The following is a 24,126-nucleotide window of genomic DNA, read 5'->3' on the forward strand; positions in this document are numbered from 1 at the left end:
ATCGCAAGTCAGCCGCAGACTCAAAAACAAGCAACCAATGAGGAAACTCATGAAACTGGCTAACAATCACCTCACGATCGCTGCCGCTGCCATCACCGCAGTGATCGCCAGCGGATTCGTATCGCATGCCAAGTCCGCTCCAGCAGCAAAAAGTCGCTTCGACGAGGATGTTCTAGCCGTTGCCAATGACTGGGCGCGCGTCAAATATTTGAGCAAGTCGAATGACGAGCGCCAGCGGAATATGGATGCGGTTGGAGCGAAGGCCGATGAGCTCGCGCAGCGGTATCCCGATCGGCCAGAGGCTTTGATTTGGGACGGGATCGTTACCAGCGAGCGCGCTTCGCTTACCTGGGGCATCGGCGCCCTCAACCTCGCCTCGAAGGCGCGCGACGTGCTTCTTAAAGCTGAAAGCTTGAACCCCAAGGCCGCCGACGCCGGTGCACCCACCAGCCTCGGCGTCCTCTATTATCGCGTGCCCGGTTTTCCCTTCGGTTGGGGCGACAAAGACAAGGCCCGCGTTTACCTGGAGGAAGCGGTCAAGAACGCCCCAAACGGTAGAGACGCCCACTATTTCTATGCAGACTTCTTATACGAGCAGGGAGACTACAAAGCAGCTGAGTATGAGCTGAAACAAGGGCTGTCATCTCCGGCGCATCCGGAGCGGCCAATCTGGAACACGTATTTCCCAAAGGTAATGCAAGGCCTCCTCGCCAAAGTGCAGGAAAAAGAACGCTCGTGATGGGCGGACTTTGCATGCATTGAAGAAAAAGGACCGCCATGCACATGGTCTCGATCTGGGCCGGCCTCGGCAAGCAACTGCGCACGCCTAGCGGGCGCTACGGCCGGTTTGCTGGTCGGCTAATGGCACTCATTAATGGCGCACCATACAGGTGCGCCATTGCTGCGCTCGACGTTCAGCCCCACGATACGGTGTTGGAACTTGGTTTTGGCCCGGGCCGAGGCATCGTCAGCTTGGCACGACAAGTCATGCGGGGAAAAGTGCTCGGAATCGATCATTCGCCCGAGATGCTCGACATCGCCAAGCGCGCCAACCGTCAAGAAATTTCCCACGGCCGAGTGCATCTACGTCTCGGTCATTTTGACGATCTTCCTTATGCTGATGACAGCATCAGCAAGGTGATCGCGATCAACGTCGCCTATTTCTTCGGCATTGAGGGCAAGGAGATTGCCGAGATCTATCGGGTGTTGCAGCCCAGAGGACGCGTCGTGATCTACGTCACTGACCGCGCAACGATGCGCAAGTGGAAGTTCTCAGGCTCTGACACCCACAGGCTCTATGACGCCGCCGACCTAAACCGTACCCTTCGCCAGGGCGGCTTCGACGATCGGAACATCTTCATCGAAACGATCAGGCTGCCCTTTGGCATGCGGGGCTTGGTAGCGGCGGCGGTCAAGAACTGAAGGACGGATTGCGTACGACGGGATCGTCAAAGGCTACACAGCGGAGAATGCAAAGGCGAAAATATGACACGAATTGCGCTGCTTTTTTTATTGGTCGCGCCGCTTTCTCTCGCGGCTTGCTCGACCATGCAGAACCATGACATGCCCCCCGACATTCGCGATAGTCAGGTCACGCCACCATAGGTGGATCCGCCGACGTGCTGATCCAGCTTACGACCGATTTCTCGGGCCATTCGCGCCGCTTTCCGCTGAATGGCCATTAGCAGAATAAGTCATGAGGTCGGCTGTCTGATTAGGAATAGACCTGCACAAACGTACCCCAATGGAGCAGGATCAAAAGGCGGCTCAGTAGTTGCGGTGGGCAGGTCCGCCGCCCTGACCCGAAACGGAGCCAGCACCACTGGCAAGTATCTAAGCATTCTCTTAGACGACAAGCAAAGGCTCGGTAAGCAGACGATGTTTGAATGCTGCATTGTTCCACGCTGTCGCAACGATTTTCGCGACTATATGCGGCCCGATCCGGTTTTCGTAGTAGTCCACCATTTCGTCAATCGCGGTGGGATCGAACAGCGCCTTCGACACCATCAGGTTCTCAAGCGCTTTTACCCGGAATCGACTTCGTCAGGAAGCGCATGGTTGTGGCCGCCGGCATGACCCAGTCCAACAACCACTTGTGATGCGCAGCTCGGCGTTGAAGGTCGTCACGGCATAACGATCCGGCGCGGCTTCGAGCAAATGCTCGAGCATCCGCCCCGGTGCCATGCCGTTGCCGAAGATGACGAGTTTTTCAACCGTCAGATCCTTCGCACAAACCCTGCGCCTACGCCGCCGCCTTGTAAGGGTCGGCGCTGAGCGTGCGCATGAGATTCGAAAGGATCGCTACGTTCTCGTCCGAAAGAGGCTTCAATGGGCTCCGCGGCTTGCCGGCATCAAGACCTTTGATCTTGAGGCCCGCTTTGATCGTCGGCGGCAATCCTCCGTTGCCGACAATAAACTCCAGCAGCGGCAACTGGTCGTAAAACACCTTGCGCGCCCCCGGGAGATCGCCCGCCTGTATCGCACTGTAAAGTTCGAGATTGAGCTTTGGAATGAGATTGGGCGCCGCGGTGCACCAACCGGTAGCTCCGGCAACGAAAGCCTCGAACGCAAGCGGATTGCTACCATTGTAAAATGGGATCTGACCGTCGGAGAGCTTGTAGAGCTGATGCATCCGTTGGATGTCGCCGGTGCTTTCTTTGACCATCGTGATATTGTCGATCTCCTTCACCATTTTGGCGATGAAGGGCGGCCGCATATCGATGCCGCTAGTTGCTGGATTGTTGTAAAGCATGATCGGGATGCTGATGCTCTGCGCGATCGCGGCGTAATGCGCGAAGATCTCTTGCTCGTTGAGCTTCCAATATGAAATCGGAAGCACCATAACCGCGTCTGCACCGGCTTGCTCGGCATATTTCGCCCGGCGTACGGCGTTGCGCGTCGTAAGATCGGAAATGCCGACAACAACCGGAACTCTCTTTCCCACCTGATTGATCGCCGTCTCAGCCGTCTCGTCCCATTCACTATCGGTGAGGTAGGCGCTTTCGCCTGTGCTTCCCAATGGCGCAATCGCGTGCACGCCATCTGCGATCATCATGTCGATCGATGCCTTTAGCGCCGCAGCGTCGATGCCTTCATTGCTCGTGAAAGGCGTAATCGGATAAGCGATGATGCCCTTGAATTTCGGTGTCATGATAAACCTCTTTTTGACGGTGATTTAGGCTGTGGCTCTGATGGCGTCCGCGTGGTTCTTGAGGGCGCGGCGGACGTAATAATTGAAAGCGACGGAATAGCGCTTGGGCGTCGAAATCCAGTCATGCGCCTCGCGGGCCAAAAGCTCGGGGACAGGCTTGATGTCCGAGACGGGCATTGCAGTCAGCTGAAGCTTTGCTGCTCGCTCCATTAGCAACGCGAGCACACAAGCTTCCTCGACCGTGGAGCCGGTAACGAGCATTCCGTGGTGAGAAAGCAAGATGGCGCGCTTTTCCCCCAACGCTCCCGATATGATGATCCCTTCTTCATTACCAACAGGGATACCCGGCCACTTCTCGAGGAACGCGCAGTCCTCGTAGAGCGGACACGTATCCATGTGCGAAATCACCAAAGGAATTTCGAGCATGGAAAGCGCGGAGCAATAGAATGGATGCGTGTGGATTACGCAGTTGACGCGCGGATGCTCGCGATAAATCCAGGTATGGAACCGATTGGCTGGATTTGGCATTCCTCGACCGTCGACGGTCTCGAGATTCTCATTGACCCGAAGAAGATTGTCTTCGGTGATCTCGTCGAAACCGTGCCCGAAGGGCTGTGTGTAATAAGTGCCGGGCTCCTCGGCTCGCGCCGTGATCTGGCCAGCAAGGCCTGAATCGTGGCCACCGTCAAAAAGAATGCGGCAGGTAAGCGCGAGCTTCTGCCTCGTCGAGTAATCGCCGTCGGCCAGTTCGGTGCCCATTCTTTGGTGGGCTATCGAGACCAACTCGCTTTTTGAAAGCGTAAGTGTATCGGACATTCATTTTCTCTCCTTCGATCGCGCGGTAAAGTGAGAGAGGCCGGCGGCTCGGCCTCTCACGTCGGCGTCAGGGAGCATTGAGGGCCGGGCCGCTGCCAGGAACGAAGCGGTCGTGATTGCTCTTGAGGTCGCTGATGATATCTGCAGCGGCCGAGGGTTTGCGGCGGTGGAAGGCTAGGATCCAGACAAGGCCGATCGTGAGATAGGCGAGGAAAAGATATGGGAAGCTGTCCACGGGCGCGGCCGGCACAGGATAGACACTTCCGACAGTCGGGATCGCGAGCAGCATCAACGCGACTATACAAACCGCCACATCTTTCGTTTGAAGTTGGCCGATGGCTTTCAGATAGACGGGTGCGGCGATCGTTATCAGCGCATAGGGCACGAGGAAACCAAATGCTGCGCATGTGCCAGCATAATTGAAGAGATCAAGCATCGCGATTCCGCCGGCCGTCGCCGCGACGGGGATGAGGAAGGCGATGCCAGCGAGCGCGGTCACAGCGACATGCGGTGTTTCATTCGTTTTGTGCGACGTCGCGGTAACGGGCGGAAGTATGCCGTGGCGACCCATCGTGTAGAGGATGCGTGATCCGGCATTGAGGCAGGATAGCGCGAGCGCAAAGAAGCTGATCATCGCGCCCAGCGAAAGCGGAACTTGAAGAGCGCCCACGTGTGCGAGATCGGCGAGAACGTTCAGGGGCGCGTCGAGCTTATCAAGAGACGTCGAGTATCCACGCGTTCCGAGCACCATGACGTAGGTGACGAAGACAAAGAAGGCGCCGGAAATCAGCAAGCTCATGACGACCGCGCGAGGGATCGTTTTCAGCGGATCTTTGGCTTCATCGCCAAAAGCCGTTGCACACTCGAAGCCGACAAGGCTGAAGATCGCCACTACCACGCCGAGGCCCATGCTAGATGCTGGGAAGGTCGACGTCGCGAACTGAGCGCTGTCGATTGCAAAGTGATGCTGGAAGAGGACAATGAAGCAGAGCAAGCCGATCAGGGCCATCGAGGCGCCTTCGCAGACGAGCATCATGATCGCCGAAAGCTGCACGTTCTTCCATGCCAGGAACCAGGCGGTGGCGACGCAAACGGCGGAAAGCAGCAGCGGCTGCGCGCTGATTCCAGCCATCGCCAGAAGTTTGCCCGAGAAAATCGTGAAGCCTGTCACCCCTGCCGTGGTGATTCCCATATACGCCCACAGCAGCGACCATCCCCCAACAGCGCCAGCATTAAGGCCAAGCCCGCGGCAGATGTAAGCGTACATCGAACCAGACCCTGTCGAGCGGCGCGCGAACTGATTGAGATTGAAGGCAACGAACAGCAACATGACCGTGCCAAGAGCATAGGAAAGCCAGCTCCAGTCGCCGGTGTTCGAGTACATGACGGGAATAATTAGCGCTGCCGTCATGGTGGGCGAAATCAAGGCCACAGCTTGGGCCAATAGTTCCGTGAAGCTGAGACAGTTCGACTTTAGCTGGTTCGTGGGTTGCATCCCGTATCTCCTATTGAGCGCGAGGGACATCGTTCGGTGCCGCGTGTTTCTCGCGACCCGTCATTCGGCTCTTTCCTGCTGCATCTGCGAAAAGGATATGCTAGCAACTGGCCCCATCAACACAGCCAGATCTTAAAAAGCGAGTGGACCAGAATGTTGCGCCCCTGGCACCTCTCTCTCGCACTCACGCGGGGAAAGAAATCCGTCTCCCAACAGATTGTTCACGCCGTCATCGAGGATGTGAGACGCGGACGGCTTGCACCGGGCTTCCCATTGCCAGGAAGCCGTGAACTCGGTGAGACGCTGGGCATCAATCGAAAAACGGTGATGGACGCCTACGCCGAGTTGGAGGCCCAAGGTTGGGTTTCAACGGAATTGCGTCGTGGAACGTTCGTTGCGGAAAATCTTCCGCAACTGGCAAAGGTCAGCGTCGACAAGCGGCCGCGCGCCAGTACCATTCCGCTAGAGCCATCTTTCAAGCTCTCTCGACCGGAAGTCACGCTTGCTGCCGATCTGCCACCATCGAAATGGCTCAGCTTCAATGACGGCGCACCCGAAATACGTCACGTGCCAATCGAAGCCGTGGCGCGCGCCTATAGAAACGGCTTGCGCTCGACACTGCAACTCCGCCGGTTGGGCTATGGTGATCCTCGGGGATCGGAGGGCCTCAGATCTGCGCTCGCGGCGATGCTGACGGCGGACCGGGGCTTGGCGGCTGGCTCCGACAACATCTGTCTGACGCGAGGAAGTCAGATGGGTATTTTTCTCGCAGCGCAGACGCTCATTAACCCTGGAGATACGGTCGTCGTTGAGACGTTGAGCTATCCTCCCGCACGGGAAGCGTTTCGGCGCGTGGGCGCGGAAATCGCGACGGTCCATGTTGATGATGATGGTATCGATGTCGAGGATCTTGAGCGGGTGTGCCGCAGGAAGCGTGTGCGCGCGGTCTACGTGACGCCGCATCATCACTTTCCAACGACGGTTTGCATGACGCCCGAGCGGCGGATGCGGCTTATTCTGTTGGCGGCTCAGTTCGGCTTCGCGATCATCGAAGATGACTACGAGCATGAATTTCATTTCAGCCATCAGCCGATGCTACCGCTGGCAAGCTTCGATACTGCCGGGCATGTCATTTATATCGGGTCGCTTTCGAAACTCCTGAGCCCGAGTTTGCGGCTCGGATACGTTTGTGCGCCCAGGTCACTTATTGATCGGATGGCGGGAGAAGTCATGATGATCGACCGGCAGGGCGATCCGGCGATGGAGGCAGCAATCACGGAGCTGATCGAAGTAGGCGAAATCCATCGCCACACGCGCAAAATGCTTCGCCATTATATCGAGCGGCGGGCGAAGTTTGCTGATGGGCTGAATGCAGTACTTCGAGGGAGAGCAAGATTCAACGTGCCTGACGGTGGTCTCGCCTTTTGGGTTCGCTTCGATGGTATTGACTTGAAGCGTCTGGTCGCGCGGTGCCGGGAGAAGCAGCTCCATATTCAAATGCCGGATGCATTCTCGTCCACTGGACAAGCGGTCGGCGCGCTTCGGTTGGGTTTCGCCAGCCTCGACGTCAAGGAATTGGCCGCCGCGACAGCGCGATTGGGTGCGGCACTCGCCGAAACGAAACGTTAATCGGGAAATTGTGATGGCGCGCCGCACCAACATAGAAGTCAGCATAGGTTTCTCCAGCCACTGCGGTGCCCGCCTCGACAATCAGGATTTTGCCGCCGCCGATCTCGGTTCTGAGGAGGAGCGTGCACTTCAGGGCGTGCTCGTGGCTCTCGCCGATGGCGTCGGCGGCAGCAAAGGTGGCCGTATCGCAGCCGAACTTGCAGTCCAAAATTTTTTTGATGGGTATCGTTCGCAAAATCCTCTGGGTGGGGTGGCTTCGGCGGCGACAAAGACCATGGATGGCTTCAATCGATGGCTGAACGCTCAGGCTCGAACGCCCACTATGAAGGGCGCCGCAACGACCTTCACGGGCGTCGTCCTTCGCGGTCGAGAGGCACTTGTTTTGCATATCGGCGATAGTCGGGCTTGGCACTTGCGTGGTGCTGCGTTGGCGCTCTTGACCGAAGATCACATTTCGATCAGTAGCGATGATAGGGCAGTTCTGTTGCGCGCGCTTGGGCTTGAACCCGTGTTACGGCTGGACTTCATTCGGCAGTCACTTGACGATCACGATCGGCTCCTCCTCACGAGCGACGGCGTACATGGGGTCCTCACGCAGCAAGAGATCGCTCGATTGCTTTGCGCTCGAAAAAGCTCGCAGGCTGACGCGGATGCGATTACAGCCGCAGCGCTTGCTGCCGGATCGCAGGACAATGTGACAGCATTGGTCGTCGATTTCATTGCGCTGCCATCGGTTGATTTTGATGCGTTGGCGGCGGAAATGGATAGCCTCGCGATTCTACCGCCTCCGGAAGAAGGAGAAACAATCGACGGCTATCGTCTCGAACATCTCCTCTCCGACGCCGCATACGCTCGTATCTTCGTCGCTAGAGATCGGGAAAATCGGATCGTCCTGAAATTTCCAAAAACGATGTTGCTGTCGGAGGATGGTGCAAGGCTTGCCTTCCTGCGCGAGGGCTTTCTTGGGCGGCAAGTCGAAAGTCCCTATGTGGGACGGACACTGGCCTTGCCCGAAGGCAGTCAAAGCCGGCTCTATATTGCGATGCCCTTTTATGCGGGCGAAAGCCTCGAGACTAAAATTTCCGAAGAACAGGTTCCCCTCCGCGATGCGGTTGCGATCGCACTAAAATTATCCCGCGGGGTTGCCTCGCTTCATCGGCGAGGCATCGCACATCGCGATATCAAGCCTGGAAACGTCATTTTAACGAGTGACGGAGGGCTCAAACTCATCGACCTCGGCATCGCACGCGTACCAAATTTTAAAGAACTTCCGGAAAAGGAAGTGCCCGGAACCGCGAGTTATATGGCTCCCGAACTCTTCAAAGGAGAGCTTGGCGATGCCATCTCCGACCAATTTTCTCTCGGCGTCACGATCTATCGCCTCTTCACGGGGCATTATCCGTATGGAGAGACCGCACCATTTACTACGCCTCTTTTTGGTCCACCCATCCCCGCTTCTCAATACCGTCCTGAGATGCCGGCGCGATTGGAGGCCGCAATCATGAAAGCGATTTCCCTGCGCCGAGACGACCGCTTTGCAGACGTGGAAGAGCTGATCTACCAGCTTGAAACAGGGATGCTGAATGTGTTGCCGCCACGAAATGCGGTGCCGCTGTTCAGGCGCAATCCGGTTCTTCTTTGGAAATGCATTTCCGCATTGCTTATCGCTGTCGCGATCGTCGAGTTCCTCCTTGTGAGATAAGGTGAGGTGCGCTTGGCCCCGCCATGTGGAGAATTGCTCAGCTTTCGGACCGGAGCGAGCAAGGGGCGGTGTCTGCTTTCTCTGTTGATCGCAAAACAAGCGACGGGGTTCCGAGTTAGCGTGATGACCGCTAAGGGTCGTGACGAGGCTTCGATCCTTTAGCTATGCCGCCCACTCGTAATCCGAATGCGGACAGCAACGGATGGGCGCAGTACTGTGGCTCCGCATTCGGCTTAGATGTCTGATCGCGCGCTAAGTTCGCTGCTTCGCTTAAAACGCAGGGAATTTGGTTTGCGAGACACGAGTTCGCGTCAGACCGTCCGCACCGCCAGTTTTGACTACCCTTGCGAACGACTGATGCTTGTGCCGCAGATTTCCCTCTTTAATCGATTGGGTATGGGCTGGGGCCGGTGGAAATTGCTTTCCGCTGCATCTGGAATCTTGAGATCACGTTTCCGCCGCGCCTCGAATTTGTCGAAGTCTGCTTTCGCGATTTGCAATGCCGATCCATTAGCGTGTCATACGGTATGCGCCGTGATCGTGTAGCCAAATGGATCGCGGAACGCGAAATACCTTCCGAATGGGCCGTCCTTCGGCGAGAAGATGATGGGTGTTCCTGCTGCCTCTAATTCTTCGTGCAGCGCGTCGGCATCATCGCAGGCGAACCATAGCGCAATGCCCCAGCCCAATTTTCCTTGAGCGGCTTCCAGATCCATCAGCGGCTTTCGGACCGCAAACGGAACAGGCTTGCTGTTGAAGACGACCGCTTCGAGCGTCTCTTGCAACAGGGGCAGGCCCAACTTGTCGCCATAGAAGGCTCGGGCAGCTTGAAGGTCTTCGGTTTGGATGGCGATAAAATCGGGTCCAGTCAGTCTGCTCATCGTTGCCTCCTTGGCGTGCGGTGATAATATCAGTCACCTGATATAATATAAGGCGGCTGATATTGCAATGAACAAGGACATGACCCCGCTGCTGGGTTACCGGCTGAAGCTTGCTCAGCATGCCCTGCATCGCCGTTTGGAGGAGGCTTTAAAGCCCCTTGGGCTCAATCCTGCGCAATATGCGGTGCTCGCCCAATTGAATGCGAGGCCGGACCAGACCAACGCGGATCTTGCGGAGCGCGCATTCATAACGCCGCAATCGATGCAGGGCGTTTTGGCGAAGCTGGAAGGATGGAAGCTCGTGGAGCGCCGACAGGACGCTCATCATGGTCGCCGGCAGCTTGCGCGTTTAACGCCCAAAGGGCGTCTGAAGGCCGAGGCGGCAAATGCTGAGGTGATGCGGATTGAGGAGGTTCTTGAGGCTGCGGTCTCTCCAGATACCGTGACGGATGCCGTAGATCTGATGAACCGGCTTCACAATGCCATGTGCAAATAGAACTGTTGGAGGTATGGCGCTTCAGGGCTTATCCACTATTGCTGCTGATAACTTTGGCGTTTGCTGTAGCTCATCATTTAGCGCATCATCTTAGATTGACATCATGACCGTCACCGACATTGCGACGCGTACCTACAATCACAATTTTCGGCTCGATCCGATCATCCGCAGTTTGCTCGATACCGATTTCTACAAATTGCTGATGCTGCAAATGATCCGCAAGGTCCACCCGGACGTGCGGGTGACTTTCTCGCTCATAAACCGCTCGAAGGATGTGCGTCTTGCCGACATCATCGATGAGGGCGAGTTGCGTGCTCAGCTCGATCATGCGCGTGCTCTACGTTTTACCAAGAAGGAGCTGATCTGGCTCGCCGGTAACAGCTTTTACGGCGAAACGCAGATGTTCGGTGCCGACTTTATCGCATGGCTCGCCGATTTTCAGTTGCCGGATTATGAGCTTCGCAAAGTCGATGGTCAGTATGAACTCGATTTCGCAGGGCCTTGGACCCACACGACCATGTGGGAAATTCCGGCGTTGGCGATCGTCAACGAACTCAGGTCGCGCGCCGCGATGCGCGCCAAGGGTCGCTTTGCGCTCGACGTGCTCTACGCGCGCGCCAAGGCGAAGCTCTGGCAGAAGGTGGAGCGGCTGCGCGCTCTGCCGGACGTTGTCGTTTCCGACTTCGGCACGCGGCGTCGGCACGGATTTCTATGGCAACGTTGGTGCGTCGAAGCACTGAAAGAAGGGCTGGACGGACACTTCATCGGAACGTCGAATGTGCTGCTTGCAATGGATGCCGACTTAGAAGCTATCGGCACCAACGCTCACGAATTGCCGATGGTGGAAGCGGCTCTTGCAGATAGTGACGAGGACTTGGCGAAGGCGCCCTATCGCGTCTTGGAGCAATGGCGGCAGGAATACCGCGGGAATCTGCTGATCGCGTTGCCCGATACTTTCGGAACCAAAGCCTTTCTGGCGCGTGCGCCCGATTGGCTTGCAGGATGGACTGGCTTTCGCCCGGACAGCGCGCCTCCGATCGAGGGCGGAGAACAGATTATCGCGTGGTGGAAGGCGCACGGTGTCGATCCGCGCGGAAAACTACTAATCTTCTCCGACGGTATGGATATCGACAGTATCGAAGACACGTATCGTCATTTTCACGGGCGGGTGCGAACCAGCTTCGGCTGGGGCACCAATCTCACCAATGATTTTCGCGGCTGCGATCCGGACGGCGCTCCTGGTCTTGATGCGATCTCGCTTGTCTGCAAGGTCACGCGCGTCAATGGCAAACCGGCGGTCAAGCTGTCTGACAATTCCGCGAAAGCTACGGGAGAGTCTGCGGAAATGAAACGCTACGAGCGTGTCTTTGGAGTGGAGGGTCGTGCTATTCATCCAGTGCGCGTGTGATGGTCGAAGCACTGATCTCGAAAGGTTGCGAAGAAAGAAAAGCCAATCCTCGCCGGTCGTAATCATCCTCGAAAAATATCCAGGGAGATACATCCGTATGCTGAATTTGTCCGATTCCCGGAAGGCAGCGGCAAATGCATTGCAAATCCGCAAAACGCGTGCTGCTGAATTTCTTTAAATCTCGGATTGACAGCTCGGCCGACTTATTTCTTTATCGTTGGCGTGACGGTTGGCCCTCGGCGAAAGCTGAGCGGTCATGAAAAGGGAACGCGGTGCGGCGCTTCTTGCGCCAATGCCGAGACTGCCCTCGCAACTGTAAGCGGCGAGTCGGCTCCGACTAAAGCCACTGAAGATCTTGCATTAGAGATCCTCGGGAAGGCCGGAGAAGACGCCTGAGCCGCAAGTCAGGAGACCTGCCGGCACAAGCTGCCCATCTCCCGTGCGCAGGGCGCGGTAGAGCGGAAACCCGTAGCGGCGGCTGTATGTCAACCGGTGGGCAACCACTTCGGTCGTGCAGGTCGTTATGCTGAGCGGATAAAAACTTTCAAGTGTGCAGGCATTCATGGGACGCAGCTTTCAAGAGCCGCGTCGCATAGTCCGCGCGCTCGTATCCCGCACATCTGCAGATCGAATTGGAAACTCACCCCGATTTCAGCGACCGGGGGTCTCATGCTGCGCGTGTCAAGACGGCGAAAAATGCGGATAGCGTTCGCCTTTGCAACAGTTGGAATTTCAGCTCAGGAAGCGAGCGCGCAAGTTCCAGCTTCGCCGAATACCAAGTTGCCGGCGGTCAACGTCATGGCGGACGACGACAGCGATGCGCCGTCCAAAAAGGTCAACGCGCCGGCAGCGGCCCAACAGGTTTCAACGCCGGCCGTTTCGAATTCCAGCGGTTCTTCGGCGACCGCCGAATCCTCTGACATCGCGGTGTCTCCAACGGGTACGCCCGAGCCAGTCGATCAGATCGGAAGTTCCGTCACCGTGATCACCGCAAAAGAAATCGCGGCTCAACAGCGCCGCACGCTGCCTGACGTTTTGAAGATGGTTCCCGGCCTTAACATCGTGCAGACCGGCGGTCCTGGCGGTCAGACGTCGGTGTTCATGCGCGGAACGAACTCCAATCACACGAAGATTCTGATCGACGGCATCGACGTCAGCGATCCGACCACACCCAATCGCACGTTCGATCTGGGCCAGATGCTCGCCATGGATATCGAACGCGTTGAAGTTTTGCGCGGTCCGCAGAGTGGTCTTTACGGCGCGGATGCGCTCGGTGGCGTGATCCTGATTTACACGAAGAGGGGCTATGGTCCGCCGAAGACGACCGCAATGATAGAGGGCGGCTCTTTTGGGACGTTCAATCAGGCTGCGAGCATTAGCGGTGGCACGAACAAGTACAACTACTACTTCAATGTCTCGCATTTTCGCGCCGACGACATCCCCGTGACGCCCGGGAATTTACTTCTTCCGGGAGAGCAGCGTCATTCGAACCGATACGATAACTGGACCTACTCATCGAAAGTCGGTGTCGATATCACCAAGGATGTGACGGTCAATCTCGTCGCCCGATATACCGACGGCACGCTGCATTACACGGGTGACGCCTACGATCCGTTCACAAACACATCTTATCCGGCGCCATATCAATCGGGTTCCGACGTCGATGATTTTTACTCGCGCAGCGAAGTAGTCTGGCGCACGTTCAGCAATCTGACGAACTATTTCGGCATCAATTATTCCAACTCTCAGACCGATAATATCGACCACGTCAACCTCACTGGCAACAGCTACTATCAAGGCGACCGGGTTAAGTACGATTGGCGCAATGTTTGGAACCTCGCGCCGAGCTATACGCTGGTTACAGGCGCCGAACATCAGATCGAGCAATTTGATGGCCGCCAGATCAATGAGGTCTTTTCGGGCGGCGGTTCTTCCTATGAGGGCCAGCACACATTCGCCGAGGAGTGGAACAACGGTGTCTATACGGAGCTTCAGGCTGAGGTCATTCGCAATCTCTTCGTCGCGGCGAACGTGCGCTACGATGATAACGAGAACTTCGGCGGTCACACGACTTGGCGCGTTGCGCCGGCCTATGTGATCGAGAGCACAGGAACCAAGATCAAGGGCAGCATTGGCACAGGCTTCAAAGCGCCGAGCCTCAGCCAGCGGTTTCAGGATTATCCCGCTTACTTTTTCTATGGAAACCCTGATCTCAAACCGGAGGAAAATACCGGTTACGATGTCGGCTTCGAGCAAGCAATTTTCGGTGGCCGCGCACAGTTTGGCGCGACCTACTTCCGGAACGACATCACGGATCTGATCGAGAGCACTTACGATCCAACGACCTTCGTTTCAACGTATGCCAATGTCGGTAAGGCGAAAACGGATGGCGTCGAAGCGTTTATTTCAGCGGATTTGACGAAGGATCTTCGTATCCGTGCGGATTATACCTACACGCAGGCAACCAACGAAGATACGGGCGGATGGCTTCTGCGCCGCCCGCACAACAAGGCGAGCGTCACTCTCGGATGGACGCCGACGGACAAGCTGCTCCTGACGGGTGCGGTGCTCTACTACGGTGACTCGCTCGACATCAATCGCGCGACATTCGAGAACGAGATCTTGCCGAGCTTCACGGTGGTCAACGTCGCGGCCGACTACAAGCTGACCGACAATATGAGCATCTACGGCCGCATCGATAACCTTTTCGACGAGCACTACGAGATTCCTGACGGCTTCCTGGCGACCGGCATCGGCGCCTATGGCGGTATCAGGTTTACGAACTAAGGGCTTCTCTGGCGGGCGACGGCTATGGTATTTACGGATAGCCTCCCGTCCCGGCGCTTTCGTCCGACAGAGAACGATTTCAGAAGGACATGACAATGAAATTTGGTTCCCGATTTGACGATCAGACGTTTTCCTCCTCGCTTGCCCTGAGTGCCATTTGGGTGGCGCTCATCGCAGCTTTGAGCGTTGGCGGCAGCTTCGCGTTCGCCTGCGCCGCGCCGCTCGCCGCTATTGCAGCGCTGGCGGCGACACGAATGGATGCCCGCACGGGATTGGCGCTCGTCGTCACGGCATGGCTCACCAACCAGATCGTCGGTTATGCGTTCCTGAGCTATCCGCACACGTTCGAGTCGTATGCCTGGGGCGCGGCGATCGGCGTCGCAACGATCGCTGCATTCGCTGCTGCTCGGCTTGCAACTGGGATGACCCGCGCTTGGCCGGGGCTTCTGACCGTCTCGTTCTTGCTGGCTTTCGCTGCCTATGAGCTGGCGCTCTACGTCGCAGGCATCCCGCTCGGAAGCTCGGATGATGCCTTCTCGGTCGCAACCGTCGCCCGAGTGTTTGAAGTCAACGCCCTTTCGTTTGCTGGGTTGTTGATTCTGTCCGTCATTGCGAGCCGTTTCGCTCGCCCGTTGGTTTCTGCGCACGGCGTGAACCATCTCAACTTCTGTTGATCTCGGGACGACGATGCCGTCATCCCGCGGTCAGCTTATAGGGCCAATTCGCGGCGTGGCCGGTAACGCGGCTCACGCGCGGCGAAGTGCGGGAGTGTCAGAGGCCCCGGTGGTCTCCGCATTCTTGTCACCTCAAGGGGTGACGAAAACGATCGGGCAATTCACGTTTGCGACCCCTGGGCCGAGCAATTTGGCGTTCTGCGCGGTATCCAGATTGCTGACTTTCGACCAATCGGCATTGTCGTAGACGTTGACCGACCACAGCGGCGAATAACCTTCTTCGCCCGGAAGCGTGGCTGGGACGTTGTGGGTTTGCGGGGAGTTGGGTTCGCTGCGGAAACCCGAACCTGGACCGCCCTTCGGCTCATTGGGATTGACATTGAAAGTTACGTAGATCGGCGAAATGGGGACGTCCGCCCCAGCCACAGAAAGCGGCGCTTCGTTGAAAGCGAAATACTTCGCAACTTTGCCCTTGTACCAGGCGCGCTGCAGTTCGGCGCTCTCACCGTTCAAACGTTGTCTCGCAACCGATTTGTCGGGAACCACAGGCATGTTGAACAGGGTATCGGTTTTCTCGATCGTGTAACCGTACTGGCGCAATTGAGTTTTATCGGTGATTGAATTCGCCACATAATCGGATGGAACCGAGACTTTGTAGACCTGGCGGAAATCGTTATAGCCCTTTTCTCCCGGCAGATTGTCGATGATGTCGAGCTGATCTGAGATCGGGCTTTTCTCACCCTTGCGATAGAAGACATAGACGGGAGCAGGGGTCAGATTCTGGACATCGAAATTGTAATAGCGCACCGGCTTGCCCGTGGTAGGTGACAGTCCGGTGGTAATGAAAGGGCCTTTGTCGAAATCGACGGGCTTATTGGGGCCCGGGATGCCATTGGTCGAGGTGCGCAATTGTAAATGCGCCGCCTTGGCGCTGAAGCGATCTACGGCGACGATCTGTGCCTTATCGGGATTCTTGGCGTGAGGCTTTGCCTGCGCGACGCTGCTTCCTGCGGCGATCAAGACGCCGGTTAATATGATTGCGATGCGGGGGGTCATCGGATGCTCCGGGTTGAATTCTTGGAAAGCTGAGCGAACATGAGAGATCGCGGCAAGCATGACTGCCCTGCCGTCGAGCACTACGTGCATTGGGATCGGTTTGTTACTTGCCGCCCGGAGGGTGCCGCCGCTTCTTAGGGCGCGGCCCGGTCGACACGTTTCGCCAGGAATTGGAGTATCAGACGAGCGATGTCGTCATTTTTCTCGTCCAGCGCGAAGTGTCCCGCATCAAGCAAATGTATTTCGGCATCGGGTAGGTCGCGCTTGAATGCTTCGGCACCCGGCGCAATGAACGAGGGATCATTCCGTCCCCACACCACCAGCGTCGGCGGCTTGTGCGCCCGCAGCCACGCTTGCCATTCCGGATAGGATGCGACGTTCGTGCGATAATCGTAGAGAAGCGCGGATTGTATGGCGTGCTGTCCGGGTTTTGAGAGATGAGCGTACTCGTCCGTCCACGTATCTGGATTGTAACGCTCCGGATGCGATGTGCCCAAGGTGTGGCGCTGCTCGGTCGCTGTCCGCGAAACGAATGCTTCAAATACCTCGGGGTGGGATTTCGGATCGGACCAGTACTTTGCGATAGTCGCCCACTTGGTTCCCAGACCTTCCTTGTAGACGTTTGCGTTCTGGATGATGAGCGACTTTATGCGCTCCGAATGCGCGAGCATGATGCGGAATCCTACAGGTCCACCATAATCGTGGAGATAGAACGAGTACGTCTTGATATCGAGTTGATCGAGGAACGCGTCCATCGTGTTCGCTAGATGATCGAACGTGTAAGCATAAGCTGACGGTGGGGGCGCGTCGCTCTGGCCGAAGCCCGGAAAATCCGGTGCGATCACATGATAGCGCGTCGCGAGCAGAGGAATGAGCGTGTCGAACTCGCGAGAGGACGACGGAAAGCCATGCAGCAGAACGATCGCCGGTGCGTTCTTCGGGCCGGCCTCGCGATAGAATATGCCGATGCCGTCGATCGCAACGCGGTGATAAGTCGTCGAAGCGGACGTCGATTCCAAGGGAGCCCCCTGCGCGGCATCGGCCGCCAAGAAAGAGACTGCGAGGGCGAGGATAATAAAAGCTTTCACGGTTCGTGTCCTCGTTTCATGAAGGAGGCGGATTGGCTGGACCGGTAGCTTGGCAGGCACCCGCGAAGGGTTGGGATCACTGGGAACATACAGAAGCGTTACGTCGCCGCCTCGATTCGCGTTACGCACATCGCACGCAATCCCGCGATCGCAAGGTTTTGGCTGTTTAAAGGTCGACGTCGACGCCGTTTCCGCTGTTGCGTCGTCAGCCGGTTTCTTCGCTATCGCCGTAGAATTCTGCGCGCATTTTTTCGAACGTGCGGCGCGTCTGCGGCTTGATGAAGAGCGATATGACCTCCGGGTGCTTGGCGCGAATTCGCTCTTCGAGACGGACGACGGCGGCTTCAATTTGCGGTGTGCGAAGTTCATCGGAGAATTCTAGGCTCAGTGCGACCAGAATCTGATCGGGCGCCAAATGCAGCGCGAAGACGTTGTTGGCACCATCGACGCTCGGTTCTCCGATCGCGAGCGAGAGGATCGAATTGATCACTTCGTCGCTGGCGCGCTCGCCGATAAGGAGCGCCTTGTTTTCGCGGGCAAGGACAGTCGCGGCGATCGCGAGAACGATGCCGATGAGAATCGACGCTGCGCCATCGACCCAGGAAATATCCCAATGCTGTGCGGCGAAGTTTCCGGCCGCCGCAATTGCAATACCGATGAGCGCTGCAGTGTCTTCGAACAGCACCATGAACGAGGGCGGATCTTTGCTGTCGCGCACCGTTTCCCAATAACTGCGCCGCCCTTTGAGCTTGCCGAACCGCTTCAAAGCGATCCACCAAGACGCGCCTTCGAAGATCGCCGACAGCGCCAATACGATATAATTGACGGCCGGATTAGTGATCGGATTAGGCTCGATGATATGAGCGATGCCTTCATAGATCGACACGCCCGCACCGATCGCGAACAGCAGTAACGAGACAATGAAGCTCCAGAAATAGAGTTCGCGACCGTATCCTAAGGGATGCGAGTCGTCGGGTCGGCGGCTGGAGCGGAAATAGCCATAGAGCAGCAGAGCTTCGTTGCCGGTGTCGACCAGCGAATGAACCGCTTCGCTCAGCATCGACGAGCTTCCGGTCGCCGCCGCGGCGACAAATTTAGTGGCGGCGACGAGCAGATTGCCGATGAGGGCGGCGTAGACAACTCTTTTGGAAAGTGCGGTTTCGCTCATTTGCCGTATGGTTGCTAGAGCTTGGCCGCAATTGCAATTCCCTATCGCTCGGCGAGCGGCAGTATCAGCTTTGCACTTTCTCGGAAGGCGCGCTTTCGAGCGCTGCAGCTACAGCATCGTCGACGCGTTCGAGCCAGATGAACTCCAGGTGCTTGCGGGCATCCTCCGGGATGTCGTCGTAGTCTCGGCGATTGCGCGCGGGTAGCATCACGCGGGTGATGCCGGCCGCGGCTGCTGCAACAACTTTCTCCTTGATGCCGCCGACCGGCAACACGAGCCCGCGCAGCGAGATTTCGCCAGTCATTGCGGTGTCGCTGCGGATCGTGCGGTTCGTCAGCAGCGAGACGAGCGCCATGAACATCGCGACGCCCGCGCTCGGGCCGTCCTTTGGCGTAGCCCCGGCGGGGACGTGCACGTGGATATCGTTTCGTTCGAAAATGGCGGGATCGATACCGAGCGAGGTCGCGCGGCTCTTGACGAGCGTCATCGCCGCCTGGGCGCTTTCACGCATGACGTCTCCGAGCTGGCCGGTCAGGATCAGGCCGCCTTTGCCGGGTGCGCGGGTCGCTTCGATGAAGAGGATGTCGCCGCCGACGGGTGTCCAGGCTAGGCCTGTCGCGACGCCCGGAACGCTGGTGCGCATGGCGACTTCGTTCTCGAAGCGTGGCTGTCCAAGCGTCGCGCTGACGTCCGCGACGCCGATATGGACATGCTGGGTGCTGCCTTCCGCGATCTGCACGGCGGCGTGGCGGAACACCTGACCGATATCGCGTTCGAGATTGCGGACGCCGGCCTCACGGGTGTAACCCCGAATGATCGCGGCGATTGCTTCGTCGTCAATATCGGCTTGCTCCGGCTTCAGGCCGTTGGCCTCGAGCTGGCGTTTGACGAGATAGCGGCGCGCGATCTGCAACTTTTCCGTTTCCGTATAGCCCGCAAGGCTGATGATCTCCATGCGGTCGCGCAGCGGGCCAGGAATTGTGTCCAGCATGTTCGCTGTCGCGATAAAAACGACGCGGCTCAGGTCGAACGGCACGCCGAGATAGTTGTCGCGGAAGGTGCCGTTCTGTTCAGGATCGAGAACTTCAAGCATCGCGGCCGACGGATCGCCCTGGATGCCGCGGCCCATCTTGTCGATTTCGTCGAGCATCATGACGCAATTGCGCGCCCCGGCTTTCTTGATGCCTTGAATGATGTTGCCCGGCAGCGCGCCGACATACGTGCGGCGATGGCCACGGATTTCGGCTTCATCGTGAACGCCGCCGAGGCTGACGCGTACGAACGGGCGGCCCATGGCGCGCGCGATCGACTGGCCGAGTGACGTCTTGCCGACGCCTGGGGGACCAACGAAGCACAGGATCGGAGCCTTGCCCTGAGGGGCCAGCTTACGCACCGCGAGATATTCGATGATGCGCGTCTTGATCTTTTCGAGGCCGAAGTGATCTTGATCGAGGATGCGCCGGGCTTCGGCGATGTCGATCGGCTTTACTTCCGGCAAGCTCCACGGCAATTCGATCAGCCAGTCAAGATAGGTACGGATCATGCCTGCTTCGCCTGCCGCTTCCGGCATGCGCTGATAGCGTGCGAGTTCCTTCTTGGCCTGGCTCTCGACTTCGGGAGGCATTTTCGCTTTGGCGATGGCCTCCGTCAGCTCGGCGACCTCCTGCGATTTGCCGTCGCCTTCGCCAAGCTGGCGCTGAATGGCGGCCATCTGCTCGCGCAGCACGGCTTCGCGCTGACGCTCGTCGAAAGCAGCTTTGGTCTGGCGGCCGATTTCCTGGGTGAGACGCATGACTTCGATGCGCTCGGCAAGGAGCGCCGAGACGCGGTCTATGCGCGTCGAGAGGTCGACAGTTTCGAGGATGGACTGCTTCTGCTCGGATGGGATGTCCATGTAGCCTGCCGCGAGATCGGCGAGGGTGGCCGGGGATGTCGCGTTCTGGATCGTCGCGATCAGTTCCGGCGGCGCCTGCGGCAGAAGCTGAACGGCTTCGAGCGCCTGGGCCTGCAAATTGCGGAAGCGCGCTTCGATTTCCGTCGAGCGCGTTTCGGGCTCGGGAATGTTGACTACGCGAGCCACCGGGAACGGGGTGCCGGGAAGGAAATCCAGGATGCGAATGCGCTGCACGCCTTGGACGACGATGTGATGCGTTCCGTCGGGCGCCGCGATGTAGCGGACGATGTTGGCAAGTGTGCCGACACGGTGCAGATCGTCGGGGCCGGGATCATCGTTTTCCGGATCGCGTTGCAGGACGATGCCGATCTGGCGTTCCTCACGCACGGCCTGCTGAACTGCGGAAATGGATTTCGCGCGACCGACGGTGATCGGCAGAATGAGGCCCGGAAAAAGCACAAGCTTGCGAACCGGCACGAGGATCAGTGCGTCCGACGGTAGTGCAATGTTCGGCGTAGCGCCCTGACTCGAAGGCGCAGAGCCTTCCGAGGTGGGTGGGTTCGTCTCACCGAGTGTCTTCATTGGGAATCCCTCAACCGGCCTTTGTCAGCGAAAAGACAAGGCAGCCATTTTGTACGAACTGCCGCACGACGTAGCGGCCCGCCGGCAATTGAAGGCGGCGCTCGAAGCGGCCCTGCGGCAGCTCGAGGCGGTGGATGATTGCGTCGCGAAGCTCGCGCGGCAGGACACGGCGTCCCGAGACGACAAGAACGCCGTTGTCGATGGCGGCTGTGACGTTGTCGGGATCGACGCCCGGCAACGCCACGAACACCAGGATTTCGGTTTCGGTCTCCAGAACGTCAATAGGCGGTTCCCACGAAGGTTCGTTCGCTGGCCCCGAAGGCTGCAGCCGGAAAAACTGGCGATGCATGCGTTCGGCGCGGGCGAGGGATTCGACGGCCTCGGACAACATCCAGCTCATCGGGTCTTTGTTCGACATAGATACTTTTTCCCTTGGGGATCGGTCCGTCGACGTTTTTGCTCGTTGGAGGGGAAATCTAGCGCGCTATCCGCGATCTGTCGCTATCCACGCCGCCGTTAATCGGGCGTTTTAGCAATGCCGCGAAGCAAGCCGCTATAGGAGGCTCGACCCATCGTAATTAGCTGACGCGGGGCGGTTCCTGGTGGTCTTCCCAGAAGAATTTGCGTGCCAACGCCAGCACCTCACCGTCCGTGGGATGGCCGAGCGTTTCGACGCCTTGGATCTTTGGCTTCAGCGCAGGTGCGTGCTGTGCGATATGGTTTACAAGGACGTTCTTTTCGTTGGCCGGGCCGGTGACGAGAATGGCTCCGGCATCTGCGAGCGCATTCGTGACATTTTGCAGAAATTCCTGATCTTCGCTCGCGTGGCCGCTGCCGATGGAATTCGCCTTGTGATGGATGTGGCGGACAGGATCCTTGGGATGGACAACGATGGTATCGGCCTCTGAAGCGCTGAAGTGGAAAACGCGGGCTTCGTGGTGATCGATCCAAACGACAGCGTGGAAATGGCCTGACATGAATTCTCCCATTGGGCTGGCCTGAAGGGCGGAGTGCCTGACTACGATCGCCTGTCCTGCGCGGCGGTCGTTTGCGATTTGTCAAAATCCTTAAGGCGCCGTCGCGTCAACAGGTTTTGTTGCATGTTTGGCCGTGCTCTTTTTCTTTGAGGTTTTCTTGGTTTTAACGGCTGTCCCGGCGCTGCTTGCCGTCTTTGCGGACTTGGTTTTGGCGTGAGCGGCATTGGCGGTCTTTTTGGAGTGCGAAGCCTTTTTCGTGGCGGTCTTCGCGGCAGTTTTCGCCTTCGCTTTTTTGCCAGAGATCGGTTTTTTGGCGGTCGTCTTGGCTGCCTTCGTCGATTTCGCCGATTTGGTTTTCTTCCCGGAGTGGTGGGTTTTGGCCGACGTCACGGCTGGCTCAGTTGCGCTCTTTGGTTTCGCGGCGCTCTCCGCGTCCGTCTTCTTGGCATGTTTTTTCTTGCCGGCCGTCTTATGCGTTTTGGCGGTCTGAGCGGCTGTTGCCTTGGCTGCCGCGGCCTTGGGGTCTTCCATCGCTTCGTTTGCCGCCTGGCCGACCCTGGTCTTTTTGGTGGGCCCAGTCTTCGCTGTTCCGGTCTTCTCGACCGCAGTCTTTGCGGCGTTGTGGCGTTCAACGTCCTGCTTGGTGATCTCGCCGTCCTGAACGAGGGCTACAAGGCATGGTGTCGAGAGGTCTTCGCCGACCTTGCGCATGCATTGGCGAAGCTCTTCACTGCCGACCATGTATTGGCTGCAATGTTGAAAATAGTCGTTTCGGCAGGCACTTTTGACGCGATCGCTAACGGCGTAGGCGGCGGCATTCGAAAGCAGCGACATAGCCAATACGGCGCCGCCGCAGATGCCGCTGCGTAGCGATTTCCAACGCCAACCAACGCTCAGTCCGTCCGTCATCGCGACCCTGTCCCGAAGATTTGCGAACCAAATCCAGTACAACCGCACATCCCAACGACTTTAAGGGCTTTCTGGCGGCCAGCAAACGCGAAGGTTCATCGCGGCAAAAATATGGTTATCTTGAAATGGGTTGCAAGATGCGGCCGAGACAATGCGGGTTCATCGCAGGTTCATGGCGCGAAGTGCCACATTAGCCTCCATCCGTGCAAAATGCATAACGTGGAAACCAATGTCGTGGCATTGGCAATTCGGGTTAAGAAAGTTGAGGGGCAAGTTGTTGGGAAGGACGCAATGAAGAAAAGTAAAATCGCGCTGAACCTTGTAATTGCCGCAGGTGCGGTCGGCCTCGTGAGCACATCGGCCCTGGCCTATTCACAGAAGGTCAAGGATGCCTGTTCGGCAGACTATGGAAGCCTCTGTGCGAAGTACAAGCAGGGAAGCGCAGAGCTTCGCCGTTGCTTCGAGAGCAATCGCCGCGTGCTCTCCACTGAATGCGTGCAGGCGCTGGTTGATGCGGGCGAAGTTCCGGCGCGCTATCTCAAGCAACGAAGGTAGCGGTATCAGGCGCGTATCCGCGTTTAGAGCGAATCGACAATCCACAACATAAATCCTGCATGCTCTGCGCTTTTCTTCGCGCAGAGCATGGTTCGGTGTAGCCTTTTTGGAAGCTACCATGGAGGCGGGAATGGGATTGCTGGATCTGCTCAGGCTGCAAAAGGCTGAGGCCGAGGAGCGGCTTCACAATGAAAACCTGACGAGCGAAATGCGCGAGGTCGATCAGGTTTATCTTGCCGAGCTTGAGCGCTTGATCGCTGCGGGCTGACGGCGCGCCCAAGCGCGCCTCGGCCTTGCGCGTTTCTTGGGTAATGGCCACTTTCTCCATTCTTCGACGAACGATCGGAATGGAGATGTTCGATGCGATATACTTGGTTGGCGGCAGCTCTCGGGCTTTGGATGGCCAACGCTCCGGGCGCCAGGGCGGATGACATCGCCTGCATCAGCACGACGTTCCGGCTGATCGGCGCCAACGACAAAGTCTGCATCAGCGCTTTTGACGATCCTAAAGTTCCTGGCGTGGCCTGCCACATCAGTCAGGCTAGGACGGGCGGTCTCAAGGGCACGTTCGGAATCGCTGAAGATCCGTCGAGATTTTCTATCGCTTGCCGCCAAGTCGGCCCGATCACCGTCGACATTGCGAAGCTCGCCGACGAAGAGAAAGTCTATTCGGAAAGCACGTCGCTGTTCTTCAAGCACACGCACGTTTACCGAGCTATCGACAAAAAGCGCAACACGTTGGTTTACGTCGCGATCAGCGACCGGCTGGTCGATGGCTCGCCGTATAATGCCATTTCGACGGTTCCGATCATGCCGTGGAGCGGGCACTGAGCCCGGCTCAGTTCGAAATTATCCAAT

23 protein-coding genes, 1 pseudogene and 1 riboswitch are annotated in these 24,126 nt (G+C 57.7%); of the genes and pseudogenes, 11 read left to right on the forward strand and 13 right to left on the reverse strand.

Annotation, left to right across the window (positions count from 1 at the left end; genetic code table 11):
- Positions 1-49: 49 nt before the first annotated feature.
- Positions 50-739 (forward strand): tetratricopeptide repeat protein, encoded by a 690-nt coding sequence (locus RLW41_RS11750; RefSeq protein WP_414461537.1) that lies wholly within the window; start codon positions 50-52, stop codon positions 737-739.
- 38 nt (positions 740-777) lie between these two features.
- Positions 778-1,422 carry a class I SAM-dependent methyltransferase gene (locus tag RLW41_RS11755; protein WP_414461538.1) on the forward strand — a complete coding sequence of 215 codons (645 nt, stop codon included), beginning with the start codon at positions 778-780 and terminating at the stop codon, positions 1,420-1,422.
- 423 nt (positions 1,423-1,845) lie between these two features.
- On the opposite strand, the gene RLW41_RS11760 is transcribed toward RLW41_RS11755, so the two are convergent.
- From RLW41_RS11760 to RLW41_RS11775, 4 genes are all read right to left on the reverse strand, one after another.
- Positions 1,846-2,007 carry a nitrile hydratase subunit alpha gene (locus RLW41_RS11760; protein ID WP_414461539.1) on the reverse strand — a complete coding sequence of 54 codons (162 nt, stop codon included), beginning with the start codon at positions 2,005-2,007 and terminating at the stop codon, positions 1,846-1,848.
- A gap of 235 nt (positions 2,008-2,242) precedes the next feature.
- Positions 2,243-3,151: a dihydrodipicolinate synthase family protein gene (locus tag RLW41_RS11765; protein WP_414461540.1), complete on the reverse strand. Its 909-nt coding sequence runs from the start codon at positions 3,149-3,151 to the stop codon at positions 2,243-2,245.
- Between the two features lie 24 nt (positions 3,152-3,175).
- Positions 3,176-3,967, reverse strand: coding sequence for an aldolase (locus tag RLW41_RS11770; RefSeq protein ID WP_414461541.1), 792 nt, complete (start codon positions 3,965-3,967; stop codon positions 3,176-3,178).
- Between the two features lie 67 nt (positions 3,968-4,034).
- Complete coding sequence (locus tag RLW41_RS11775; RefSeq protein WP_414461542.1) at positions 4,035-5,462, reverse strand: APC family permease; 1,428 nt, start codon at positions 5,460-5,462, stop codon at positions 4,035-4,037.
- A gap of 153 nt (positions 5,463-5,615) precedes the next feature.
- Here RLW41_RS11775 and RLW41_RS11780 point away from each other — a divergent pair, with 153 nt between their 5' ends.
- The 3 genes and pseudogenes from RLW41_RS11780 (at position 5,616) to RLW41_RS11790 (ending at position 8,793) form a co-directional block, all read left to right on the forward strand.
- Positions 5,616-7,091 (forward strand): PLP-dependent aminotransferase family protein, encoded by a 1,476-nt coding sequence (locus tag RLW41_RS11780; protein WP_414461543.1) that lies wholly within the window; start codon positions 5,616-5,618, stop codon positions 7,089-7,091.
- Between the two features lie 13 nt (positions 7,092-7,104).
- Positions 7,105-7,650: pseudogene (locus tag RLW41_RS11785) on the forward strand (PP2C family protein-serine/threonine phosphatase); the annotation flags it as partial.
- Positions 7,651-7,794: 144 nt separating this feature from the next.
- Positions 7,795-8,793, forward strand: coding sequence for a serine/threonine-protein kinase (locus RLW41_RS11790; protein ID WP_414464588.1), 999 nt, complete (start codon positions 7,795-7,797; stop codon positions 8,791-8,793).
- A gap of 518 nt (positions 8,794-9,311) precedes the next feature.
- On the opposite strand, the gene RLW41_RS11795 is transcribed toward RLW41_RS11790, so the two are convergent.
- Complete coding sequence (locus RLW41_RS11795) at positions 9,312-9,674, reverse strand: VOC family protein (protein ID WP_414461544.1); 363 nt, start codon at positions 9,672-9,674, stop codon at positions 9,312-9,314.
- Between the two features lie 67 nt (positions 9,675-9,741).
- Here RLW41_RS11795 and RLW41_RS11800 point away from each other — a divergent pair, with 67 nt between their 5' ends.
- The 4 genes from RLW41_RS11800 to RLW41_RS11815 all read left to right on the forward strand — a co-directional run bounded on the left by RLW41_RS11800 (position 9,742) and on the right by RLW41_RS11815 (position 15,039).
- A complete protein-coding gene (locus RLW41_RS11800) occupies positions 9,742-10,170 on the forward strand; it encodes a MarR family winged helix-turn-helix transcriptional regulator (protein WP_013945925.1) in 429 nt (142 codons plus the stop codon).
- Between the two features lie 103 nt (positions 10,171-10,273).
- Positions 10,274-11,578, forward strand: coding sequence for a nicotinate phosphoribosyltransferase (gene pncB, locus RLW41_RS11805; RefSeq protein ID WP_409561920.1), 1,305 nt, complete (start codon positions 10,274-10,276; stop codon positions 11,576-11,578).
- A gap of 209 nt (positions 11,579-11,787) precedes the next feature.
- Positions 11,788-12,014, forward strand: a riboswitch (cobalamin riboswitch).
- Positions 12,015-12,274: 260 nt separating this feature from the next.
- The gene (locus RLW41_RS11810; protein ID WP_414461545.1) at positions 12,275-14,365 is read left to right on the forward strand and encodes a TonB-dependent receptor plug domain-containing protein; all 2,091 of its coding nucleotides are present in this window, start codon (positions 12,275-12,277) and stop codon (positions 14,363-14,365) included.
- A gap of 95 nt (positions 14,366-14,460) precedes the next feature.
- The gene (locus tag RLW41_RS11815) at positions 14,461-15,039 is read left to right on the forward strand and encodes a hypothetical protein (RefSeq protein WP_414461546.1); all 579 of its coding nucleotides are present in this window, start codon (positions 14,461-14,463) and stop codon (positions 15,037-15,039) included.
- Between the two features lie 132 nt (positions 15,040-15,171).
- Here RLW41_RS11815 and RLW41_RS11820 read toward each other — a convergent pair whose 3' ends face one another.
- The 7 genes from RLW41_RS11820 to RLW41_RS11850 all read right to left on the reverse strand — a co-directional run bounded on the left by RLW41_RS11820 (position 15,172) and on the right by RLW41_RS11850 (position 22,713).
- Entirely contained in the window at positions 15,172-16,095 is a 924-nt protein-coding gene (locus RLW41_RS11820; protein WP_414461547.1) for a hypothetical protein, read from the reverse strand.
- 134 nt (positions 16,096-16,229) lie between these two features.
- Positions 16,230-17,114: an alpha/beta fold hydrolase gene (locus tag RLW41_RS11825; RefSeq protein WP_414461548.1), complete on the reverse strand. Its 885-nt coding sequence runs from the start codon at positions 17,112-17,114 to the stop codon at positions 16,230-16,232.
- Between the two features lie 274 nt (positions 17,115-17,388).
- A complete protein-coding gene (locus tag RLW41_RS11830) occupies positions 17,389-18,351 on the reverse strand; it encodes a cation diffusion facilitator family transporter (protein WP_414461549.1) in 963 nt (320 codons plus the stop codon).
- A gap of 64 nt (positions 18,352-18,415) precedes the next feature.
- A complete protein-coding gene (lon, locus tag RLW41_RS11835; RefSeq protein WP_414461550.1) occupies positions 18,416-20,827 on the reverse strand; it encodes an endopeptidase La in 2,412 nt (803 codons plus the stop codon).
- A 10-nt stretch (positions 20,828-20,837) separates the two neighbouring features.
- The gene (locus tag RLW41_RS11840) at positions 20,838-21,245 is read right to left on the reverse strand and encodes an Hsp20/alpha crystallin family protein (RefSeq protein WP_409561927.1); all 408 of its coding nucleotides are present in this window, start codon (positions 21,243-21,245) and stop codon (positions 20,838-20,840) included.
- Positions 21,246-21,405: 160 nt separating this feature from the next.
- A complete protein-coding gene (locus RLW41_RS11845; RefSeq protein ID WP_414461551.1) occupies positions 21,406-21,804 on the reverse strand; it encodes a translational machinery protein in 399 nt (132 codons plus the stop codon).
- A 90-nt stretch (positions 21,805-21,894) separates the two neighbouring features.
- Positions 21,895-22,713, reverse strand: coding sequence for a hypothetical protein (locus RLW41_RS11850; protein WP_414461552.1), 819 nt, complete (start codon positions 22,711-22,713; stop codon positions 21,895-21,897).
- Between the two features lie 219 nt (positions 22,714-22,932).
- Here RLW41_RS11850 and RLW41_RS11855 point away from each other — a divergent pair, with 219 nt between their 5' ends.
- Positions 22,933-23,268 (forward strand): hypothetical protein, encoded by a 336-nt coding sequence (locus tag RLW41_RS11855; RefSeq protein WP_414461553.1) that lies wholly within the window; start codon positions 22,933-22,935, stop codon positions 23,266-23,268.
- Here the strand turns inward: RLW41_RS11855 and RLW41_RS11860 are convergent.
- On the reverse strand, positions 23,252-23,587 hold the full coding sequence (locus RLW41_RS11860) for a hypothetical protein (protein WP_414461554.1): 336 nt from the start codon (positions 23,585-23,587) through the stop codon (positions 23,252-23,254). The two genes, RLW41_RS11855 and RLW41_RS11860, sit on opposite strands and share 17 nt — an antisense overlap.
- Positions 23,588-23,628: 41 nt before the next feature.
- On the opposite strand from RLW41_RS11860, the gene RLW41_RS11865 reads away from it, so the two are divergent.
- A complete protein-coding gene (locus RLW41_RS11865; RefSeq protein WP_414461555.1) occupies positions 23,629-24,099 on the forward strand; it encodes a CreA family protein in 471 nt (156 codons plus the stop codon).
- Positions 24,100-24,126: the final 27 nt, after the last annotated feature.

The organism is Hyphomicrobium sp. DY-1, assembly GCF_047497105.1.
Taxonomy (GTDB): Bacteria; Pseudomonadota; Alphaproteobacteria; order Rhizobiales; family Hyphomicrobiaceae; genus Hyphomicrobium_B.

Bases quoted from the DNA above. Each gene is read 5' to 3' on its own strand.
- RLW41_RS11780 (WP_414461543.1), top strand. From the start codon at position 5,616: ATGTTGCGCCCCTGGCACCTCTCTCTCGCACTCACGCGGGGAAAGAAA.
- RLW41_RS11865 (WP_414461555.1), top strand. From the start codon at position 23,629: ATGCGATATACTTGGTTGGCGGCAGCTCTCGGGCTTTGGATGGCCAAC.
- RLW41_RS11830 (WP_414461549.1), bottom strand. From the start codon at position 18,351: ATGAGCGAAACCGCACTTTCCAAAAGAGTTGTCTACGCCGCCCTCATC.
- pncB (WP_409561920.1), top strand. From the start codon at position 10,274: ATGACCGTCACCGACATTGCGACGCGTACCTACAATCACAATTTTCGG.
- RLW41_RS11795 (WP_414461544.1), bottom strand. From the start codon at position 9,674: ATGAGCAGACTGACTGGACCCGATTTTATCGCCATCCAAACCGAAGAC.
- RLW41_RS11760 (WP_414461539.1), bottom strand. From the start codon at position 2,007: ATGGTGTCGAAGGCGCTGTTCGATCCCACCGCGATTGACGAAATGGTG.
- RLW41_RS11845 (WP_414461551.1), bottom strand. From the start codon at position 21,804: ATGTCAGGCCATTTCCACGCTGTCGTTTGGATCGATCACCACGAAGCC.
- RLW41_RS11765 (WP_414461540.1), bottom strand. From the start codon at position 3,151: ATGACACCGAAATTCAAGGGCATCATCGCTTATCCGATTACGCCTTTC.
- RLW41_RS11810 (WP_414461545.1), top strand. From the start codon at position 12,275: ATGCGGATAGCGTTCGCCTTTGCAACAGTTGGAATTTCAGCTCAGGAA.
- lon (WP_414461550.1), bottom strand. From the start codon at position 20,827: ATGAAGACACTCGGTGAGACGAACCCACCCACCTCGGAAGGCTCTGCG.
- RLW41_RS11815 (WP_414461546.1), top strand. From the start codon at position 14,461: ATGAAATTTGGTTCCCGATTTGACGATCAGACGTTTTCCTCCTCGCTT.
- RLW41_RS11770 (WP_414461541.1), bottom strand. From the start codon at position 3,967: ATGTCCGATACACTTACGCTTTCAAAAAGCGAGTTGGTCTCGATAGCC.
- RLW41_RS11840 (WP_409561927.1), bottom strand. From the start codon at position 21,245: ATGTCGAACAAAGACCCGATGAGCTGGATGTTGTCCGAGGCCGTCGAA.
- RLW41_RS11750 (WP_414461537.1), top strand. From the start codon at position 50: ATGAAACTGGCTAACAATCACCTCACGATCGCTGCCGCTGCCATCACC.
- RLW41_RS11850 (WP_414461552.1), bottom strand. From the start codon at position 22,713: ATGACGGACGGACTGAGCGTTGGTTGGCGTTGGAAATCGCTACGCAGC.
- RLW41_RS11820 (WP_414461547.1), bottom strand. From the start codon at position 16,095: ATGACCCCCCGCATCGCAATCATATTAACCGGCGTCTTGATCGCCGCA.
- RLW41_RS11755 (WP_414461538.1), top strand. From the start codon at position 778: ATGCACATGGTCTCGATCTGGGCCGGCCTCGGCAAGCAACTGCGCACG.
- RLW41_RS11800 (WP_013945925.1), top strand. From the start codon at position 9,742: ATGAACAAGGACATGACCCCGCTGCTGGGTTACCGGCTGAAGCTTGCT.
- RLW41_RS11775 (WP_414461542.1), bottom strand. From the start codon at position 5,462: ATGCAACCCACGAACCAGCTAAAGTCGAACTGTCTCAGCTTCACGGAA.